The 20,200-nt window shown below is 35.3% G+C and carries 15 protein-coding genes; 6 read left to right on the top strand and 9 right to left on the bottom strand.

Going from position 1 to position 20,200, the window contains the following annotated elements:
* Positions 1–39 precede the first annotated feature (39 nt).
* The 5 genes from GM921_RS14890 to GM921_RS14870 all read right to left on the bottom strand — a co-directional run bounded on the left by GM921_RS14890 (position 40) and on the right by GM921_RS14870 (position 3,616).
* The gene (locus tag GM921_RS14890; protein WP_182923423.1) at positions 40–273 is read right to left on the bottom strand and encodes a cytochrome b5 domain-containing protein; all 234 of its coding nucleotides are present in this window, start codon (positions 271–273) and stop codon (positions 40–42) included.
* Entirely contained in the window at positions 273–953 is a 681-nt protein-coding gene (locus GM921_RS14885) for a lycopene cyclase domain-containing protein (RefSeq protein WP_182923422.1), read from the bottom strand. Before GM921_RS14885 ends, GM921_RS14890 begins: the two co-directional genes overlap by 1 nt.
* A gap of 325 nt (positions 954–1,278) precedes the next feature.
* A complete protein-coding gene (locus tag GM921_RS14880; protein WP_182923421.1) occupies positions 1,279–1,806 on the bottom strand; it encodes an RNA polymerase sigma factor in 528 nt (175 codons plus the stop codon).
* Positions 1,807–1,962: 156 nt separating this feature from the next.
* Positions 1,963–2,979, bottom strand: a complete 1,017-nt coding sequence (gene murB / locus GM921_RS14875) for a UDP-N-acetylmuramate dehydrogenase (protein WP_182923420.1) — start codon at positions 2,977–2,979, stop codon at positions 1,963–1,965.
* A gap of 43 nt (positions 2,980–3,022) precedes the next feature.
* Positions 3,023–3,616, bottom strand: coding sequence for a TMEM175 family protein (locus GM921_RS14870; protein WP_182923419.1), 594 nt, complete (start codon positions 3,614–3,616; stop codon positions 3,023–3,025).
* A gap of 450 nt (positions 3,617–4,066) precedes the next feature.
* Between GM921_RS14870 and GM921_RS14865 the strand changes: the two genes are divergently transcribed.
* The 4 genes from GM921_RS14865 to GM921_RS14850 are packed head-to-tail and all read left to right on the top strand — an operon-like array spanning position 4,067 to position 10,604.
* Positions 4,067–4,687, top strand: coding sequence for a TetR/AcrR family transcriptional regulator (locus GM921_RS14865; protein ID WP_182923418.1), 621 nt, complete (start codon positions 4,067–4,069; stop codon positions 4,685–4,687).
* A gap of 5 nt (positions 4,688–4,692) precedes the next feature.
* Complete coding sequence (locus GM921_RS14860) at positions 4,693–6,030, top strand: TolC family protein (RefSeq protein WP_182923417.1); 1,338 nt, start codon at positions 4,693–4,695, stop codon at positions 6,028–6,030.
* 18 nt (positions 6,031–6,048) lie between these two features.
* Entirely contained in the window at positions 6,049–7,140 is a 1,092-nt protein-coding gene (locus GM921_RS14855; RefSeq protein WP_182923416.1) for an efflux RND transporter periplasmic adaptor subunit, read from the top strand.
* Between the two features lie 44 nt (positions 7,141–7,184).
* A complete protein-coding gene (locus GM921_RS14850; RefSeq protein ID WP_182923415.1) occupies positions 7,185–10,604 on the top strand; it encodes an efflux RND transporter permease subunit in 3,420 nt (1,139 codons plus the stop codon).
* Positions 10,605–10,643: 39 nt separating this feature from the next.
* Here GM921_RS14850 and GM921_RS14845 read toward each other — a convergent pair whose 3' ends face one another.
* From GM921_RS14845 to lpdA, 4 genes are all read right to left on the bottom strand, one after another.
* A complete protein-coding gene (locus GM921_RS14845) occupies positions 10,644–10,997 on the bottom strand; it encodes a helix-turn-helix domain-containing protein (RefSeq protein WP_182923414.1) in 354 nt (117 codons plus the stop codon).
* A 783-nt stretch (positions 10,998–11,780) separates the two neighbouring features.
* Positions 11,781–12,962 carry an MFS transporter gene (locus GM921_RS14840; protein WP_182923413.1) on the bottom strand — a complete coding sequence of 394 codons (1,182 nt, stop codon included), beginning with the start codon at positions 12,960–12,962 and terminating at the stop codon, positions 11,781–11,783.
* A gap of 269 nt (positions 12,963–13,231) precedes the next feature.
* Positions 13,232–14,761 carry a choice-of-anchor I family protein gene (locus GM921_RS14835; RefSeq protein WP_182923412.1) on the bottom strand — a complete coding sequence of 510 codons (1,530 nt, stop codon included), beginning with the start codon at positions 14,759–14,761 and terminating at the stop codon, positions 13,232–13,234.
* Between the two features lie 225 nt (positions 14,762–14,986).
* Positions 14,987–16,393 carry a dihydrolipoyl dehydrogenase gene (gene lpdA, locus GM921_RS14830; RefSeq protein ID WP_182923411.1) on the bottom strand — a complete coding sequence of 469 codons (1,407 nt, stop codon included), beginning with the start codon at positions 16,391–16,393 and terminating at the stop codon, positions 14,987–14,989.
* A 236-nt stretch (positions 16,394–16,629) separates the two neighbouring features.
* Between lpdA and GM921_RS14825 the strand changes: the two genes are divergently transcribed.
* A complete protein-coding gene (locus tag GM921_RS14825) occupies positions 16,630–18,501 on the top strand; it encodes a CocE/NonD family hydrolase (protein ID WP_182923410.1) in 1,872 nt (623 codons plus the stop codon).
* 12 nt (positions 18,502–18,513) lie between these two features.
* Positions 18,514–20,172, top strand: coding sequence for a M1 family metallopeptidase (locus tag GM921_RS14820; protein ID WP_182923409.1), 1,659 nt, complete (start codon positions 18,514–18,516; stop codon positions 20,170–20,172).
* Positions 20,173–20,200: the final 28 nt, after the last annotated feature.

The following is a 20,200-nucleotide window of genomic DNA, read 5'->3' as shown; positions in this document are numbered from 1 at the left end:
ATGTTAATGATATTAATTGCTGACTATTATTTTGCAAATTCATTTTAACTCGCCCACTATCTCAAACTTCTCAAAAACAGTTTCGGTATGTGGTGCATCTGGCAACTCGTCTGTTAAATCTTGCCCTGCCCAATGTTCATAATGTTTACCGTTTTTCCATAATCGGCTGCTGCCAACATCATAAATTAATCCTTTATAAGCTACCCAAATTTGTGGCTTGTCTTGTCCATTGCGCAAAGCGAGTTGCTGTTTACTATAAATAGGCAAATCCATTATTTGGTTGTTGCTCTTTTTTCGAAAAACTCAAATACATAAACTGCCAATAAAAGCATCCCCATTATATAAAAATGGTTTTCCAATGGGATGTTTTGTAACCTTAATTTAATTGTTTCAGCTGCTTGATATTGAATGATAGGCAAATTGCAAATGATGCCGTAACAAATGTAAAAGGGGATTAAGCACACCAAGTAAGCCCTATAAAACCGATACATAAACCTCAATTTATTTAAGTACTCGATGTATAATAGCAAGATTAATAAAATGGAGAAAGTAACCACAGTGTACCATTTTGCATAAGCGAAAAACAAAAATGCCACACAAACACCTAACATCAAATTGCTAACCGATAAACTAAACTTTTGCAACTGATTATTAGGAAATTTAGCATTTAAATACTGATAAATACCTAATCCAGCAAAGGTGAAAGTAAATGAAAAAAGATAGTGTTCTAAGGGAAGCCCTCTGTAATAAACTCCACTTAAAAAGACTGAATCAAAGCTCCAAACTTTAAAAAGAGTAAAGAATATGGCTATGGCAGAAAAAATAATACCTGTAATTAATGTGGCCGCAACAGTGGATTTTAACTGCCCAATAGGAAAAACTTTTTTATCGAAAGAAAGACAAATTGGAATAAGAAATAGAAACAGATTAAGCAACAAAAAAATATAGTTCATTTATACTTGTGTTAAATTTTAGATTTTCAAAAGTATGATTTTGAAGCGGTTTAAATAGTATAAATTATTAGGTAGTAATCTGGAGTTCGGTTAATAAATGGCATTTCTTTGTGCATTTCGTCATTGCGAGGTACGAAGCAATCTACCTAGTCAGTAAAGATTGCTTCGCCCCGATGAAAAATCGGAGACTCGCAATGACGCGATGATTTCATATTGAATGTATAACAAATTTTTCCTTATACTATCAACCCTTTGGTTATCAAACAAAAAAAAGGCTCCATTTAGGAGCCCTTCTATTTGTTTTTCATTGGTAAATTCTTTAAAATTATGCATCTGCCATTGTAAGATCTTTTGCATACGTTTTTAAATATTTCTTTAAAATACCACGTGCTACGTGAATACGTGTTTTTACTGTTCCAATTGGAATATTTAATTCGTCCGCTATTTCATGGTATTTAAAACCCTCGAAATATTTAATAAACGGAACATAATACTCTGGTTGTAATGTTGCTAAAGCTTTATGAATATCGCCCATTACAAATTTACTTTCTACTTCATTTCTAGTTGCACTATAATGTAAGTTGGCTGAAGATATATCTTCGCTTTGTGTAATTAATGTATTGGTTTTTACCATGCGTCTATAGTTATTAATAAACGTATTGCGCATAATGGTAAATAACCAGCCTTTTAAATTTGTACCCTCTTTAAATTTACTATAATAGGTAACCGCTTTCAGCATGGTATCTTGTACCAAATCATTGGCATCCTCAATATCTTTCGTAAAATTTAAAGCGAAGGACTGTAACGAACCAGAATAATCATGCAATTGGTGGTTAAATTGAAGCTGTGTCATAGTTTTTAGTTTTAAGTTTTAAAAAAGAAAACAGAAGCTGATGTGGTTCGAGCTAACTGTTTGTAATTACTAAAACCTATACAACTATGATACCAAAAAGGAAAATGAGTTTTACTTTAAAGAGAAATCTTATCTAATTAAGCAAAAATGGACATGTCACAATATATTTACTTCTCGTTCTAACTTTACCGAAAACTTGGTATATACTGTATTAATTATTTGTTCCGAAAAAATATACACTTCTTGTCCGCTAGCATAACCATGATTAACCAATACCAATGCCTGGTTTTTCCAAGTACCCGTTTCTCCAACAACAATTCCTTTAAAACCACACTGTTCAATTAACCAACCAGCAGCAAGTTTAATTTTTCCATTTGGCGCAGGATAATTCACTACTTCTGGAAATTTCTTAATCAAATCATCAAAAACACTTTTTTCAATGACTGGATTTTTGAAAAAGCTACCTGCATTGCCAATTGTTTTAGGATCAGGCAGTTTACTTACTCTAATATCAGCTACAACTTTAGAAATATCTGCAATTGTTGGTTTTGTGATATTTCTTTTTTCCAGTTCTGCAGTAATAGCGCCGTAATGTGTTTGCAATTTTGCCTGCTTACTCAAATGAAATTGTACAGAAGTGATAATGTATTTATTCTTCAATTCATTTTTAAACACACTGTCTCTATATCCAAAATTACAATCTGCATAGGTAAATGTTCTGGTTTCGCCAGTGGCGATTTCAAATGCCATACAAGAAGAAAAAACATCTTTTAATTCTACACCATATGCCCCAATGTTTTGTATTGGCGAAGCGCCTACTGTACCTGGTATTAAGGTTAAGTTTTCTATTCCAGCGAAATTATTTTCAACGCAATAGCTTACTAAATCATTCCACACTACGCCACCACCAGCAGTAACCATCACATCATCACCCTGTGTTTGATACGTAATACCTTGAATGCTTACTTTTAATATTACACCATCAAAATCTTTTGTGAAAAGCATATTGCTTCCGCCTCCTAAAACCAATAGCTTTTTGGTCTTTGCAATCGGATTACTAAAAACTTCCCTTAAATCTTCTCCATTTTTAACTTCGACGAAATAACTTGCGTTAACATCAATACCAAAAGTATTATACTTTTTTAAGGATACATTTTCTTGCAAAATGGACATAGTTTTAATTAAAGCGCAAATGTAATAGATAAATTTTATGCTTTTAAGTCTTTAAATTTTCTTCGTGAACAACTTTTTCAATTCTTTTATCTGGCACTAGCCAAACTAGCGCAATTAGCACAAATAAACCGCCAGAAATACCAACATGAATAAAAGCGCTTGGAATAGCTAAAATGTAACAAGCGATAGACATTTTTCCTTTAAAATCGGCACCAACCGCTCTTGATAGTACCGATTCATCTCCATGATGTTTAACTAAAACCAATGTTAATATAGTGTAGGCTATTCCATTCATTAATAAAACAAAGCCATACGTGGCAACTGGTGCAGGTGCAAAATGATTTTCGCCCATCCAAGCGGTAGCAAAAGGGATCATCGATAACCAAAACAATAAATGCAAATTGGCCCAAAGTATGGCTCCGTTTACTTTATTTACCACCATAAACATGTGATGATGGTTGTTCCAATAAATACCTACGTAAATAAAACTGAGTACATAGCTCGAAAACACTGGCAATAATGGCAATAAATCTTTGAAACTACTTTTATCATGCGGAACTTTTAACTCCAAAACCATAATGGTAATAATGATGGCAATAACCCCATCGCTAAATGCCTCTATTCTTCCTTTTTTCATTTTTGGATTGTGGGTTTTATGTTATGAATTGCAGGTTTGGGTGCTTTCTCTCTTCTCATGCCGAATATAAAATAAATCTTTGAGTTGTTAAATTATTAACCAACTATGATTGTACGTCTAGTCCCGTAACTCCTAACCCGCAACCTGTAACCCGATTTCTTCAGAATTTCACCTACTCAAATCCTCCATTCACCGATTAAGACTATTTCCGCCTTACATAATTATGTTTTTTTGTATCATGGAAACAACACAGACAGAGCAAACGCTCATTGAAGAAATAAAAATATTAATTAGGAAACTTTGGAATTAAAAAAAGTTTCCATAGTTTTGCTCCATCATTTTAAAGAACATGTTGGAATATAAACAAGTAGAAACTACGATAGCCGAAGAGATTGAAATTTTAATAAGAAAAATTTGGGGCTAGTTTTTACTAAAAATTAAGGAGCAAAATTGGAAGTAAAGGAATATATAATTGAGGAGTCGGATAAACTTTTTTGTCAGTATGGCTTTAAAAGTGTAACCATGGATGATATTGCCAAGCATTTGGGCATGTCTAAAAAAACCATCTATCAGCATTTTAGCGATAAAGACGAATTGGTAAACATTCTGATAAAAGATAAACTCACCAATCAAAATTGCACAATGGATTTTTGTGCATCAAATGCAGAAAATGCAGTTCATGAAATATTTTTCGCAATCACCAATATCCACGAGCTATTAACGAGTATGAATCCGAAGCTCTTTTATGATTTGCAAAAATATCATCCAAAAGCTTGGTTGCATTTTAAAGAGTTTAAAGAAAATAATTTAGGCAAATGCATTTTTGAAAATTTAGAGCGTGGCATTAAAGAAGGTCTTTATCGTCCTGAAATTAATAAAGATATTTTAACACAAATGCGCCTTGATCAAGTTGATTTACTTTTTAACCAACACGATCATTATACTAAGAATAAATATAACATTGCTCAGGTAATGGCTGAGATTACTGAACATTTCCTTTACGGTGTTTGTAACCAAAAAGGATTAGAAAAAATTAATTACTACAAACAACAATCGACGCAAGCATTATAACTTTTATGAAAAAACAACTTTACATTTTACTTTTTAGCTTGAGTTTGGCTTTCCCTACCATGGCTCAGCAAAAAGACACAACTGCAAGTTTTAGCTTACAAGATGCTATTTCTTATGCGCAACAACATCAATCGGATATTAAAAATGCAAAAATTGATGAGCAAATTGCAATCAACACAGTTAAACAAACTATTGGTATTGGCTTACCTCAATTAAGTGCAAATGCAAATTTCCAAGATTACCTTAAAGTTCCTACAAGTTTGCTTCCTGGAGAATTTTTTGGTGCACCAGGCACTCAAATCCCAGTTAAGTTTGGCGTTAAATACAACTCTGGAGTTGGATTAGAACTTAATCAATTATTATTTGATGGTAGCTATTTAGTAGGCTTAAAAGCTTCAAGAACCTATAAAGAACTTTCTGTAAAAGCAACTGGCAGAACTAGAATTGAAACTACAGTTGCAGTAACCAAAGCTTATTATTCTGTTTTGGTAAGCAATGAGCAACTTTCTTTAATTGATGCCAATTTAGAGCGTTTAAAAAAATCATTAAATGATACAGAGCAAATGCTTAAAAATGGTTTTGTAGAAAAAATAGATGTTGACAGACTAAGTGTTTTAAACAATAATTTACTTACTGAACGTGAAAATGTAATTAGATTATTAGCCTTAAACGTGAACTTGTTAAAGTTTCAAATGGGGATGACTGTTGGCAGTTCTCTTACCTTAACAGATAAAATTAGTGATGTTAATGTAGACAAAACTCCTGTAATAGGCACAAATGACGTTTATAACAAAAGGATAGAGTATTCTTTATTGCAAACTCAAAAGAAATTAAACGAATTAGATGTAAAAAGATATAAAAGCTTGTTTTTACCATCTTTATCTGCTTTCGGCAGTACTTCTGCAAATTTCCAAGCCGATAAATTTTCAAACTTATATGATAAACGTTTCCCTACAACAGTTATTGGTTTGAGGTTATCAGTTCCTTTAATTTCTGGTGGTCAGAAACTTTATCAATTGCGTAATGCAAAATTAGAGTCGTTAAAAACAGACAACAACTTAATCAATCTTCAAAACGCTATTGAACTTGAAGTTGCACAATCACAAACCATCTATCTAAACGGTCAAAAATCTTTAGAAAACCAAAAAAGAAATATGGAATTGGCTAAAGAAGTTTTACGTGTTACTAAAATCAAATACGATCAAGGTGTTGGCTCTAGTTTAGAGGTAACCACTGCAGAAACTTCATTAAAAGAAGCTCAAAACAATTATATAAATGCTTTATACGATATGCTGATTAACAAAGTAAATCTAGATAAAGCTTTAGGAAACATTAACTACTAACCTTACAAACAATTTATAATGAAAAGAATATTATTTATAGCAGCAATCGCATTTTTAGCGGCATGTTCAAAGCCAAAAGATCCAAAAGCTGAATTAGCGGATCTTAAAAAACAACGTACAGAATTAGATGCGAAAATTACGAAGTTAGAAACCGAAGCTGGTTCAAGTGATACAACCAAAACCGTTGCAAGAGATGTTTCTGTTTATGAAATAGCTGAAACTAACTTTAAAAATTATTTAGAAATACAAGGTAGAATTGATGCCGAAGAAAATATTCAGGTAAATCCTGAGGCGCAAGGTGCAGTTACTGCTGTGTATGTAAAAATTGGTCAAGGCGTAAGTAAAGGTCAAGTTTTAGCACAAATAGATGATAAAGTTTTAAGACAAAATATAGCTGAGTTACAAACTCAATTAACTTTGGCTACTAGCTTATTTAACAGACAAAAAAATCTTTGGGATCAAAAAATTGGTACAGAAGTACAATACATCAATGCTAAAACTCAAAAAGAAGCAGCAGAAAATAGAATTGCAACCTTACGTTCTCAAATAGCAATGTACAAAATCAAAGCTCCAATTAGCGGCACTATTGATGCAATGGACTTAAAAGTTGGTGAATCTGTAGCTCCAGGAATGTCTGGCATTAGAATAATTAACGCAAGTAATTTAAAAGCTAAAGCACAAGTTGCAGAAACTTATGCTGGCCGAGTAAGCCAAGGTGATGAAGTAAATGTTATTTTCCCTGATGTACCAGATAGTTTAAGAACTAAGATAAATTATGCATCTAAAACTATTGATCCTGCATCTAGAAGTTTTGAAGTTCAAATTAACTTGCCATCAAGCAAAAAATATCGCCCTAATATGTTAGCGGTTTTAAAAATTGTTGATTATCAAAACGCAAAAGCAATAGTAATACCTATCTCGGCTATTCAAAAAGCAGAAAATGGAGATTTTGTATTCGTTGCAGTTAACGGAATAGCTAAAAAAGTCATCATTAAAACCGGTAAAACTTACGAAGGAAGGGTAGAAGTTTTATCTGGCCTTAAAGTTGGCGATAAAGTAGTTACTGCTGGCGCTCAGAATTTAAACGAAGAAGATACCGTTAAATTCTAATCACAAAATACACTTAAAAATATTTACGCTTAATCTTAAAATAGATGAAAGACGATTTTAAAAAAGAATTTGGTCCCTCTAGCTGGGCAATTGATAATAAAACAGCCGTTTATGTCTTAACGGCTATCATTGCCATTATGGGGTATCTTGGCTATCAAGGTTTACCAAAAGAGAATTTTCCAGAGGTTTTAATTCCCAAGATATTTGTATCTACCGTTTACCCTGGTACATCTCCTGCAAACATGGAAACTTTGGTTACCAAACAAATTGAGAAAGAACTAAAATCAACAAAGGGATTAAAAAAGGTTACTTCTAATTCATACCAAAATTTCTCAATAATTACTGCCGAATTTAATACAAACGTAGAAGTAGCAGACGCGAAACAACGTGTAAAAGATGCGGTAGATAAAGCAAAACAAGATTTACCAAACGATTTACCTAATGACCCTACTGTAAGTGATATTAACCTTGCAGATATGCCAATTATGTATCTTAATCTCTCTGGAGATTATGACCTTAAAAGCCTAAAGAAATATGCAAAAGAACTGCAAGATAGAATAGAAAGCTTTAAAGAAATATCTGGTGTTGACATTGTAGGCGCATTAGAGCAAGAGGTTCAAATCAATGTAGATTTAAATAAAATGAGCGCAGCCAAAATATCTTTTACAGATATTGAAAATGCTGTGAAATACGAAAATGCAACTATTTCTGGTGGAGACATTAAAATGGATGGTTTACGTAGAACATTGAACGTTAAAAAAGAATTTACAAACGCAGATCAAATTGCAAACCTGATTATCAAAACACCAACAGGCTCTTCTGTATATTTAAGAGATATTGCCGAAGTAAAAGATAGCTTTAAAGAGCAAAACAGTTATGCAAGTTTATATGGCAAAAACGTAATTACCTTAAACGTAAAAAAACGTAGTGGCGAAAACTTAATTGAGGCTTCAGATAAAATCAATTCGTTGATTAAAGAAATGAAAGGTACCTCATTGCCAAAAAACCTAAACATTACCGTTACTGGAGATCAATCAAACCAAACTCGTGTTACCTTACACGATTTAATTAACACCATTATCATCGGTTTTATATTGGTAACCATCATCCTAATGTTTTTCATGGGTGTTAAAAATGCACTATTTGTTGCATTATCAGTACCATTATCAATGTTTATTGCCTTTATAACCATGCCTGCACTAGGCGGTATATTTGGCTTTAACTTTACCATGAACATGATTGTACTCTTCTCCTTCCTTTTAGGTTTGGGTATTGTAGTAGATGATGCAATTGTAGTAATAGAAAACACACACCGTATATTTAACAACGGTAAAGTGCCTATTGTTAAAGCAGCTAAAGCAGCCGCTGGCGAAGTATTTATGCCAGTACTTTCAGGTACATTAACAACATTAGCTCCATTTGTACCATTGCTATTTTGGCCAGGTATTATTGGCGAGTTTATGTTCTTTTTACCAGTAACGTTAATCATTACTTTATTAGCTTCGCTGGTAGTAGCCTATATCATCAACCCTGTTTTTGCGGTAGATTTTATGGAGATTGAAGATCACAAAACACATAAACCTAAATTTGATAAAAAAGTAAAGAAAACCGTGCTAATTATGGCAGGCATAACTGTGCTTGCTTACTTATATGCATTTGGCTTTGGTAACTTCATGGTTTTAATGATTATACTTTATCTAGTAAATCATTTCTTCTTAGAAAATGCCGTTAAAAACTTCCAAAACAATTTATGGCCACGTTTTCAAACAAGTTATGCTAGGTTATTAACCAAAGCATTAAATTGGCCAAGGGCGATGCTTTGGGGAACAGTAGGTTTATTGGTGTTTACAATAGGTTTAATGACCGTTGTTCCTCCTAAAGTAGTTTTCTTCCCAGAGGGAGACCCTAACTTTATATATGTGTATTTAAACCTTCCAATCGGAACCGATCAAGCACATACAAATGAAGTTATCCAAAAGCTAGAGAAAAAAGTAACAGACGTAGTTGGTAAAAACAATAAAGATGTTTCTTCTATCATCTCTAACGTAACAGTTGGGGTAACAGATCCACAAGATGAAGACCAAGGAGAATACACAAACAAAGGAAAAATTACAGTTGCCTTTGTAGAGTACGGTAAACGAACTGGCGCAGAAACATCTAGCTATTTAAGTAAAATTAGAGAGGCAGTTAAAGGTGTTCCTGGAGCAGAAATTACAGTTGCAAAAGAACAAGGCGGCCCACCAACAGCAAAACCAATCAGTATTGAAATTACAGGTGATAATTTAGATTCTTTGGTTAAAACTTCCGATAACCTTAAAAAATTCATTGTATCTAAAAAAATTGATGGAATTGAAGAGTTAAAATCAGATTTCTTAAACAACAAACCCGAAATTGTTTTTGACCTTGACCGTGAAAGAGCAAATAGAGAAGGCTTATCTTCTGGTCAGATTGGAGGGGATTTGCGTACCGCCATTTTCGGAAAAGATGTATCTAAGTTTAGAGATGTTGATGAAGATTACGACATCACCCTACGTTCTCAAGAAAATCAGCGCAACAACCTCGATGCCTTAAGAAACATGAAAATGACTTATCGCGATATGGGTATGGGCGGCATTATTCGTCAAGTTCCATTATCATCATTTGCTAATATAGATTATGTAAATACTTATGGTGGCATTAAACGTAAGCAACAAAAACGTATCATTATCCTATCTTCAAATGTACTAGCATCTGCTAATCCTAATGAGGTGGTAGCTAAAATACAAAGTGAAATTAACACCTTTAAAGTACCTACAGGTGTAGAAGTTAAAATGGCGGGTGAGCAAGAAGAGCAATTAGAAACCGCAGCCTTTTTAGGTAGAGCAATGTTAATTGCATTGGGGTTAATCTTAATTATTTTGGTTGCTCAATTTAATTCTATCACCAAACCAATGATAATTCTAAGCGAAATCTTATTCAGTATTATTGGTGTTATTTTAGGTATAACCATATTTGGTATGGAAATGTCTATTGTAATGAGTGGTATTGGTATCGTAGCGCTAGCTGGTATTGTGGTTCGTAACGGAATTCTACTCGTAGAATTTACAGACCTGTTAATTGAACAAGGCATGCCAATAAAAGAAGCCGTTATTGAGGCTGGTCGTACACGTATGACCCCAGTATTGTTAACTGCAACAGCTACCATGTTAGGTTTAATTCCTTTGGCAGTAGGTTTAAACTTAGATTTTACTACGTTATTTACAGAGTTTAATCCGCATCTTTATTTTGGTGGAGATAACGTAGCATTCTGGGGACCTTTATCATGGACCATGATTTTCGGTTTAGCCTTTGCTACTTTCTTAACCTTAATATTAGTGCCTTGTATGTATTTACTTGGTGATGTAAACTCTAAACTAATTAAAGGTTGGTTTAAGAAAAAACCAGAAGCAGCAAAGAAAACCGTTAAAGCAGAAGTTAGCGAATAATACAACACACAAATAAAGCGAGCCCTTTAGTCTAAAAGATTAAAGGGCTTTTTTTATGTTGTTTATAGTTTGGGTTATTTCTTTTACTTGTTCAAAGGACATTGTGGCAAGTAGTTCATGTATGTTGTTTTGTTCTTCTGGTTTTTTGAGGGCATGTAATGGATGGTTTTCTGGATAGGTTTGGTCTTTGGTGGGTGTCCAGATGAGGAGGTCGTTGGGTGTGCAGAGGAGGAGCTTGCAAATGATTTCGATGTGGTCTAGTTTTAAAGCTCTGGGTGTACTAGCTAATAGGCCGTTGGCAGAACGTGGGTTAATGCCTGCTTTTACTAAATAGGAGTAGGGTTTTTCGATGCCTCTGGCTTTGAAAATAGTGTTTAGGTTTAATGATAACATAGTGTAGTTGTTTAAATAGCAATGTATTTTGCTATTGTTTACTTGTATGTTAGTATTATGCCATGAATACTTGTGAAAGTATAATAATTGGGGGTGATTATTTAAATGTAGTGTTTTAAAATTAGAAACTACTATGATGGTATTTGAATTAATGGTTGCAGTTTAGGAATGTGTGATGGTAGTTTCGAAATGGATGGTTGCAGGTTCAGAATATACTATTGCAGCTTCGGAATATACTATTGTAGTTTCTGAATAGTTTGTTGCAGTTTCGGGATATACTATTGCAATTTCGGAATGGTTTGTTGCGGTTTCGGAATGTACTATTGTAGCTTCGGAATGGTTTGTTGCAGTTTCGGAATGGATGATGGTAGTTTCTGAAATGATGTAGGTTGTTTTATGGTTGCGGAAGGTTTTTTATCACCTAAGAAACCTAAGAGAACCTTAGCTGGGTTTCTTTTAGTTCGCTGTTTTTGGTTTATTAAACCTGATAGTAATGGAAATACTTTTTGTGTTGCATCATCTTGTTGTTGGTTTGCATTGTTTAAAGGTTTCTCGGCCGCGCTCGAAATGACGAAAGACGTTGACACAAAAAGATTGGAGTGGATAGCAGGACTGATTTTGCGATGAAATGCTGGCGCTGTTTTACAAATATTTTACCACCTAAGAAACCTGAGGACACCTAAGGTATTTGGGTTAGTTTTTCGAGAATTTTTTAAGCATGAGGGAGATTGCCGCAGTCGGTGAAAAACCTCCTTCGCAAAGACGACCGCCTTATAAACTTAATTACTTTATAGCGCTAATTTTAGCTACTAGTATAGAAATTAGCAAACCGAAACAGCCGATTACTGCGTAAGAATAACGTAAGCTGGATAGGGCTGAAATGTAGCCGATTAATGGTGGCCCCATTAAAAAGCCAAAATAACTAACGCCTGAAACCATTGCTAAGGCGATACCTGGAGAGACTTTTTTGTTGCTGCCTGCGATGGTGTATACCATTGGTACGATACCAGATACACCGATACCTACGAGCATAAAACCTATGGTTGCGGGCACAATGAAAGGGAAAAGGACAGAGATAAACATGCCTGTTGAAATGATTACGCCGCTGATTTGCAGCATTCTTTTTCTTCCGTAACGGGCAATTACTTTATCGCCTAAAAAGCGTCCGGTTGCCATCATAATCATAAAGGAAGTGTAGCCGAGGATAACTAACGCATGGGGTGCTTTTACAATTTCTTTAAAATAAACTCCACTCCAATCGAACATGGCGCCTTCTGTTGCCATGCTGCAAAAACCTATAATACCTAATTGAACGAGTACGCCTTGAGGTTTGGTAAATAGCTTTGTTTTTTCGGTTTCTTTAGGCTTTTGCCAACCTAATAAGTAGCGGTAGTTAATTGCGATGTGTGCCCATGCCAAAATTGCAATAATCCAGAAATGGATATAGGGTGTGAGGTGCAAATTGACCATCAATAAACCTATTAATGCTCCTGAAAAACCACCAACACTCCATGCGCCGTGAAAGGAGGTCATGATGGGTTTACCGTAATAGGTTTCGCCTGCAACGCCTTGTGTGTTTAGAGCGATGTTGCAAAGGTTACCGGCTATACCAAATAGGAATAGAAATATAGCCAATTGCCAACCTGCAGTTGCTAAAGCTAATATTGTTAGTGCCAAGGCATACAATGGTGTGGCAATGGTTAACATTCTTCTGCTGCCGAAAATAGTAGTTAATCTACCAGAAATAGGCATTGTTATCAATTGACCTAAGGGTAAGGCGAGTAAGATGCTTCCTAATTGTGCATCGGAAAGTTGCATGGCAGATTTTAAATCTGGAATTCTACTTGCCCATGAAGCGAAACAAACTCCTTGCCCGAAATAAAATAGGGAAACAGCAAGTCTTACTCTTTTCTTACTGTAGGGATGATTTTGAAAAGGGTTTTGTAAAACTGAAGTTTCGGGCATAGTTTATTGTGTGAAATGTTGCAATTGAGTGCGTTGCAAAGTTCCTTAAATCTATTGGGAATAGAAAGGAGTTTTTATCATTTGGATATAATATATAGTGTTGTTTTGTTTGACCATATAAGGGGTTTAAGGAAATATAAGTCATGAGCTTAAATGAACTTATATTTCTTATATGGTAAAAGAGAGATCCTTCGCTGCGCTCTGGATGACAAGGTGTAAATAAAAAAGCCAGTAATTTCTTACTGGCTTTAATTATGTATTTGTAATCTCTACAATTTATCTGGTTGAAAGAACTTTACTGTTCCGTCATCTTCATTTGATACAATTAGTAAGCTTCTGCCGTTTGGACTATCTTTTGGTTTTACAAATAGTAAGCCTTCGGGTGCATCGCCGGTTGCAAATAATTGTTTAAATTTTGGTGTTGATGGGATGGTTACATCATACACTGCAATCATATCTACTCGTTCCATACCAATAAAAGCTAATGATCTTCCGTTTACTTGTGCAACGGTTACGCCTTCTACTTCTACGCCTTTATTATCTGAACGATCGTCATCGTATTTACCTGCATCGATTACTCTTTGTTCTAAATCTTTACCAATGTTTGCCACTAATACACCTGTGGTTGCATTAATTATGCTTAGGCTTCTGCCGCCTGTTGAGAATAACTCATCGTAATCTCCATCGCCATCGGTATCGCCAAAAGCTTTTGTTACGGTTAAACGACCAAGGTTAGCATCTAGTTTTAAGGTTGCTGCAGTTGGGAATTTTGTTGGGTCTAGGGTTAAATCTTTTACACGAACTTCTTCGTTAAATCCAGTCCAACCACGGGTATCGCCTTCATTTGCTAACGCTAAATAACCAGTTTCATTGGTAACAAAATAAGAAATAGCATCTGGTAAATAGTATGCCTTAATTGGCCAAGTACCTAGTTGTTTTTTGCCGTCTTTATCGCTTACATCAAAAGCATTTTCAGCAAGGCTGATGTCTCTTGTACCCAACGGCTGTATTTTAGTAATTGTTCCTGCAACTAAATTAACTTCTGCAACTGCATTGTTTTCTTGTAGTGTTACAAATGCTTTTTTAGAATCTGATGAAACTGCAACATATTCTGGCTCGATATCTTGTGCGAAGCTTGCATTTAGACCATAAATTCTTAATCCTGCAGCAACTAGTGATGCTTTAGCACTTTCGAAACCTGCAAAGTCTAAGGTTTTAGTGGTATAGTTATTTTTTACATCGATGATAGAAATTGAACCAACTGGATCTATTGTATAGGCATCATTTGGTTCGCCCTCGTTTGCAGAAATAATATAATTACCGTCTGGACTAAACGTTACCATATCTGGCATTGCACCTACTGAGATTTTCTTAACCTCTGCTAAAGTAGCTGTTTTTAACACTACAACATCTCCATTGGACTGTGGTGTTACTCCATTTAAAGCAATAGCTAATAATCCGTTGCTAACCGCCACGCTATTTATGCCTGCGTTATTTGGATATGTAAGTGTTTGCATTTTGGTAACTGTTGGGTATGCACTTAAATCTACTACTTCTACTTTTGTACCGCCATCATTACTTACTACAAATAGTTTTTTGGTTGATGGATCATACGCTGAAATCTCTGATGCAGTTGCTGCGCCTAAGTCTATTGTAGCAACTTCTTTAAAACTAGAAATGTCTTCAGGGAAAATGATTTCAGAAGGATCAACAATGGGATCGGTGTTGTTCTTTTCGCAAGAACTTAATGCTAAAGCACAAAATGCAATAGCGGTGAATAGTTTTGTTTTTACGGTCATTTTTTATCTGTTTATCTGACCGCAAAAATATTCTGAGTTGTTGAAACGTATATTTGCTATACGTTATCATTGTATTAATTTTTGGCAATAAAAAAGCCACAGATGCACAGATTTCCTTCGACAAGCTCAGGATGACAAAGCGCAACTAAAAAAGCCAGTAATTGCTTACTGGCTTTTTTATTAAATATATCTTCCGGACTTTCCGACTATAAACTTTCGGGCTTCTTAAATATGTATTGCTCTGTTTTCTGTTGCAGCCATTGCTGCTTCTTTTATAGCTTCTGTATAGGTTGGGTGTGCGTGGCAAATTCTTGCAATGTCTTCTGCAGATGCACGGAACTCCATTGCTACTACTGCTTCTGCAATCATATCGGCAGCACGTGGACCAATCATGTGTACGCCTAAAATTTCGTCGGTTGCTTCATCGGCTAACACTTTTACGAAACCATCGGTATCCATACTTGCTTTTGCTCTTCCACTTGCTTTGAAAGGGAATGAACCTGTTTTGTATTTCACACCAGCGGCTTTCAATTGCTCTTCTGTTTGACCAACAGATGCTACTTCTGGCCAAGTGTAAACCACACCTGGTATTAAATTATAATTAATATGAGGTTTTTGTCCAGCAATAGTTTCGGCAACATATATACCTTCATCTTCTGCTTTGTGCGCTAACATAGCACCTGTAATTACATCGCCTATGGCATATACACCTTTAACAGCAGTCTCTAAATGCTCGTTTACTGGAATTTTCTTTCCTCTTTCTTCTACTGTAATCCCGATTTTATCTAAACCTAAACCTTCGCTATATGCAGTTCTGCCTACGGCAACGATACAGTAATCGGCTTCAAATTTAACAGGTTCTCCTTTTGCGTTATCGGCAGTTACGGTTACGGTTTTACCTTTAGCTGTTGCTCCAGTTACTTTATGACCCATAAAGAATTCCATGCCTAAAGATTTCTTTAACACACGTTGTAATTCTTTACCTAAGCCTGCATCCATGGTTCCAATAATAGATGGCATAAACTCAACTACTGAAACTTTTGTACCTAAACGAGCGTACACTGAACCTAACTCTAAACCAATTACACCACCACCAATAACAATCATGGTTTTAGGTACTTCTTTAATATTTAAGGCTTCGGTAGAGGTAATGATACGTTTTTTATCGATTGGTAAAAACGGTAATGCAGTAGGTTTAGAACCTGTAGCTATGATTACATTTTTAGCAGAAAGTGTTTCTGTTGTTCCATCTGCTTTGGTAACTAGAATGGTGTTTTTATCTACAAATGAACCTACACCTTCAAAGGCATCAATTTTATTTTTCTTAAAAAGATAGGTGATACCTGCAGTGTTTTGCGAAACAACATCGTCCTTACGGGCAATCATTTGTTTCATATCAACCTTTAAATCTTTTAAATTAATACCATGTGTTGTAAAGGTATGTGCGGCGTTATGAAAATGCTCCGAAGAATCTAATAAAGCCTTTGATGGAATACAGCCCACATTTAAGCAGGTACCGCCATAGGTTTTATATTTTTCTACTACGGCTGTTTTTAAGCCTAATTGTGCACAACGGATGGCACCTACATAACCGCCCGGACCCGAGCCAATAACAACTACATCGTATTGCATATCTTTTAAAATTTTATGCGGCTAAGTTACGTAATCGGTTGGAAAGTTGGAAGGTTGAATGTTGGAAGGTTGTAAAGTTCTGGTGAGAGATTACTTGATCCTGCAAATCCTATAATCCTCAAATCCTGTTCAATTAGTTGTAAAGTTTTGGTTGCATCATCCCGAAAATCCTATAATCTTTAAATCCTGATAAATTGTTTCTTTATATTTATGCTTTGTAACCTATACTAGCTACTATGAACCGTTTAAAATTATTCTTATTCCTCGTTATCGCTTCAATTTCGTATTCAGTTTCTGCACAAGAAACAGATTCGGCTTATGTAAGAAGTCATTACACTAAAATAGAACGACAAATACAGATGCGAGATGGAGTGAAGTTATTTACCTCTATTTATATCCCAAAAGATCAAACTAAAAAATATCCTATTCTACTAAACCGTACTCCGTATACTGTTTCGCCCTATGGCGAAGATAAATACAAAATGAGTTTGGGTAATTTTCCAGCTATGATGAGAGAAGGTTTTATTTTCGTTTATCAAGATGTACGTGGAAAATGGATGAGCGAAGGAGATTTTGAAGATGTTAGACCGCAAACCAAAGAAAAAGGAAACAAGGCGATTGATGAAAGTACCGATACGTACGATACCATTGATTGGCTAGTGAAAAATGTACAAAATAATAATGGCAAAGTAGGTATTTCTGGTATCTCTTATCCTGGTTTTTATTCAACTACTTCCTTACCAAATGCACACCCAGCTTTAAAAGCAGTTTCGCCACAAGCACCCGTAACCGATTGGTTTATGGGAGATGATTTCCACCACCGTGGTGTACTATTTTTAAATGATGCGTTTAGCTTCATGACTACTTTTGGCGTTCCTCGCCCTAAACCTATTACACCAGATAAAGGCCCAAAAGGATTTAATTTCCCTATACAAGATAACTATCGTTTCTATTTGGAAGCAGGTTCGGTTAAAAATCTTAAACACAAATACATGGGCGATAGCATCAAATTCTGGAATGATTTATTTACGCATACCAACTTAGATACCTTTTGGAAAGACAGGTTAATATTACCTCATTTAACCAATGTAAAACCTGCAGTAATGGTTGTAGGTGGTTTTTTTGACGCAGAAGATGCCTATGGAACTTTTGCTACTTATAAAGCAATTGAAAAACAAAACCCATCGGCAAACAATATTTTAGTTGCTGGCCCATGGTTTCATGGTGGTTGGGTACGTAGCACTGGAAGTAGTTTTGGAGATATTGAATTCGGACAACCCACCAGTACTTATTACCAAGAGAATTTCGAACTACCTTTCTTTAAGTATTACTTAAAAGGAGAAGGCAATTTTAATCCTGCCGAAGCCAATATATTTGTAACTGGTAGCAACCAATGGAAGAAATTTAACACTTGGCCACCTGCAGATACGGAAAGCAAAAACTTGTATTTACAACCCAATGGGAAATTAGCTTTCGAAAAAGTTGGCAGAACAGATAGCTGGGATGAATATGTGAGCGATCCTGCAAATCCTGTTCCTTACCAAGATGGTGTTCAGGCTAGACGCACTCGTGAATATATGATAGATGATCAGCGTTTTGCAGCTCGCAGACCTGATGTAAAAACCTATCAAACTGATGTTTTGACAGAAGATATTACCTTAACTGGACCAGTTTTAGCCAACTTGGTAGTTTCTACTACAGGTACCGATGCCGATTATGTAGTTAAATTAATTGATGTATATCCGGAAGATTCACCGAACCCTACTCCAAATCCTAAAAACTTATTAATGGGTGGATATGAAATGCTAGTTCGCGGAGAAATTATGAGAGGTAAATACCGCAACAGCTTCGAAAAACCTGAACCTTTTGTACCTAGTGCAATTACTAAAGTGAATTATCCGTTGCCAGATGTTGCCCATACGTTTAAGAAAGGACATAAAATCATGATCCAAATTCAAAATTCTTGGTTCCCTTTGGCAGACAGAAACCCTCAAAAATTTATGGATGTTTATCAGGCAGAGCCAAAAGATTTTCAAAAAGCTACCCATAAAATTTACCACGATACAAATAACAGTTCATTTATAACCATAAATGTCTTAAAACCATAATTACACACCACAATGAAAAAGTTAGTTCTTCCAATTTTTCTACTACTATTACTTAGCTATACCTCAAAAGCACAGCTTGGTGTAGCTAAAGAAACCTATACCAGAGCAGATACCTTAAGGGGAATGCTTACTCCTTTACGCACTTGCTATGACATTAATTACTATCACCTCGATGTGAAAATTAATTTAGATGATAAATCGGTAAGCGGCAGTAATGAATTTAAATTTACTGCTATGCAGGATTTTACCAAACTACAATTCGACCTTTTTGCCAACTTAAAAATAGAAAAGGTACTATATAAAGGAGCTGAAATTCCGTACACTCGCGAGTTCAATGCAGTATTTATCACCTTCCCAAAAACTATTAAAAAAGGCAGTAAAGATAGTTTCACGGTATGGTATAATGGTAATCCACCAATTGCACGTAACCCACCTTGGGATGGCGGCTTTATTTTCAAGAAAGATAAATCTGGCAATCCTTTCGTTTCAGTAGCTTGTCAAGGTTTAGGTGCAAGCGTGTGGTGGCCAACAAAAGATCACCAAAGTGATGAGGTAGATAGCATGCTAATCAGTATTTCTGCACCAAAAGATTTAGATGAAGTTTCAAACGGTCGTTTGCGTAGTGTGGTAAATAAACCTGATGGCTATAAACAACACAACTGGTTTGTGGCAAACCCAATTAACAATTACGATGTGTCATTTCAAATTGGCAAATACGCTCATTGGACAGATACTTATGCTGGCGAAAACGGGCCGTTAACCATAGATTTTTGGTCGTTAAAAGAAGATAGCGCAGTTGCCCGCCCACATTGGGATGCCGATGTAAAACCAATGCTAAAATCTTTTGAGCACTGGTTTGGCCCTTATCCTTGGTATAAAGATGGTTATAAATTAGTGCAAGCGCCACATTTAGGTATGGAACATCAAAGTGCAGTTGCTTATGGTAATCAATTTAAAAAAGGTTATTTAGGTGGCGATTTGTCTGGAACAGGATACGGTTTAAAATGGGATTTTATTACCGTACATGAAAGCGGACATGAATGGTTTGGCAACAACATTACCACCAAAGATTTGGCCGATATGTGGGTACACGAAGGTTTTACAAATTATTCGGAAACCTTGTTTACCGAATCAATGCAAGGAAAAGCAGCTGCAGAGGCTTACGTAATAGGCATTAGAAAAAAAATTGGAAACAGAGAACCAATTATCGGTGCATACAATGTAAATAAAGAAGGCAGTGGCGATATGTATTATAAAGGTGCAAATATGATCCATACCATCCGCCAACTAATAAATAACGATGAAAAGTTTAGAAGCATTTTAAGAGGTTTGAACAAGGTTTACTACCATAAAACCGTAACATCTGCACAAGTAGAAAATTACATTGCTACGCAAAGCGGATTAAAATTAGATAAGGTGTTTGATCAATATCTGCGTTATTCAAAAATCCCAGTATTGGAATATAAAATTAATAATGGCGTATTATCTTACCGTTGGATAACCGAAGTAAAAGGTTTCGATATGCCAGTAAAAGTTTCGCTAAAAGCAGATAGTTATACATTAATTAAACCAACCAACGATTGGAAAACTATTAAAATTGATGCATCAGTAAACATGGATAACTTTAAAACAGAGCCTAACTTTTACGTAAACATTAAAAAAGCAGGGTAAAAAGAATTTTCTTACCATCAGATGCAAC

The sequence above is a fragment of the Pedobacter planticolens genome, from assembly GCF_014172375.1.
Taxonomy (GTDB): domain Bacteria; phylum Bacteroidota; class Bacteroidia; order Sphingobacteriales; family Sphingobacteriaceae; genus Pedobacter; species Pedobacter planticolens.
The sequence above is the reverse complement of the archived record's forward strand: the minus strand, read 5'-3'. Positions and strand labels throughout refer to the sequence as shown.

Bases quoted from the DNA above. Each gene is read 5' to 3' on its own strand.
- GM921_RS14840 (WP_182923413.1), bottom strand. From the start codon at position 12,962: ATGCCCGAAACTTCAGTTTTACAAAACCCTTTTCAAAATCATCCCTAC.
- GM921_RS14850 (WP_182923415.1), top strand. From the start codon at position 7,185: ATGAAAGACGATTTTAAAAAAGAATTTGGTCCCTCTAGCTGGGCAATT.
- GM921_RS14855 (WP_182923416.1), top strand. From the start codon at position 6,049: ATGAAAAGAATATTATTTATAGCAGCAATCGCATTTTTAGCGGCATGT.
- murB (WP_182923420.1), bottom strand. From the start codon at position 2,979: ATGTCCATTTTGCAAGAAAATGTATCCTTAAAAAAGTATAATACTTTT.
- GM921_RS14880 (WP_182923421.1), bottom strand. From the start codon at position 1,806: ATGACACAGCTTCAATTTAACCACCAATTGCATGATTATTCTGGTTCG.
- GM921_RS14870 (WP_182923419.1), bottom strand. From the start codon at position 3,616: ATGAAAAAAGGAAGAATAGAGGCATTTAGCGATGGGGTTATTGCCATC.
- lpdA (WP_182923411.1), bottom strand. From the start codon at position 16,393: ATGCAATACGATGTAGTTGTTATTGGCTCGGGTCCGGGCGGTTATGTA.
- GM921_RS14825 (WP_182923410.1), top strand. From the start codon at position 16,630: ATGAACCGTTTAAAATTATTCTTATTCCTCGTTATCGCTTCAATTTCG.
- GM921_RS14845 (WP_182923414.1), bottom strand. From the start codon at position 10,997: ATGTTATCATTAAACCTAAACACTATTTTCAAAGCCAGAGGCATCGAA.
- GM921_RS14885 (WP_182923422.1), bottom strand. From the start codon at position 953: ATGAACTATATTTTTTTGTTGCTTAATCTGTTTCTATTTCTTATTCCA.
- GM921_RS14860 (WP_182923417.1), top strand. From the start codon at position 4,693: ATGAAAAAACAACTTTACATTTTACTTTTTAGCTTGAGTTTGGCTTTC.
- GM921_RS14835 (WP_182923412.1), bottom strand. From the start codon at position 14,761: ATGACCGTAAAAACAAAACTATTCACCGCTATTGCATTTTGTGCTTTA.
- GM921_RS14890 (WP_182923423.1), bottom strand. From the start codon at position 273: ATGGATTTGCCTATTTATAGTAAACAGCAACTCGCTTTGCGCAATGGA.
- GM921_RS14820 (WP_182923409.1), top strand. From the start codon at position 18,514: ATGAAAAAGTTAGTTCTTCCAATTTTTCTACTACTATTACTTAGCTAT.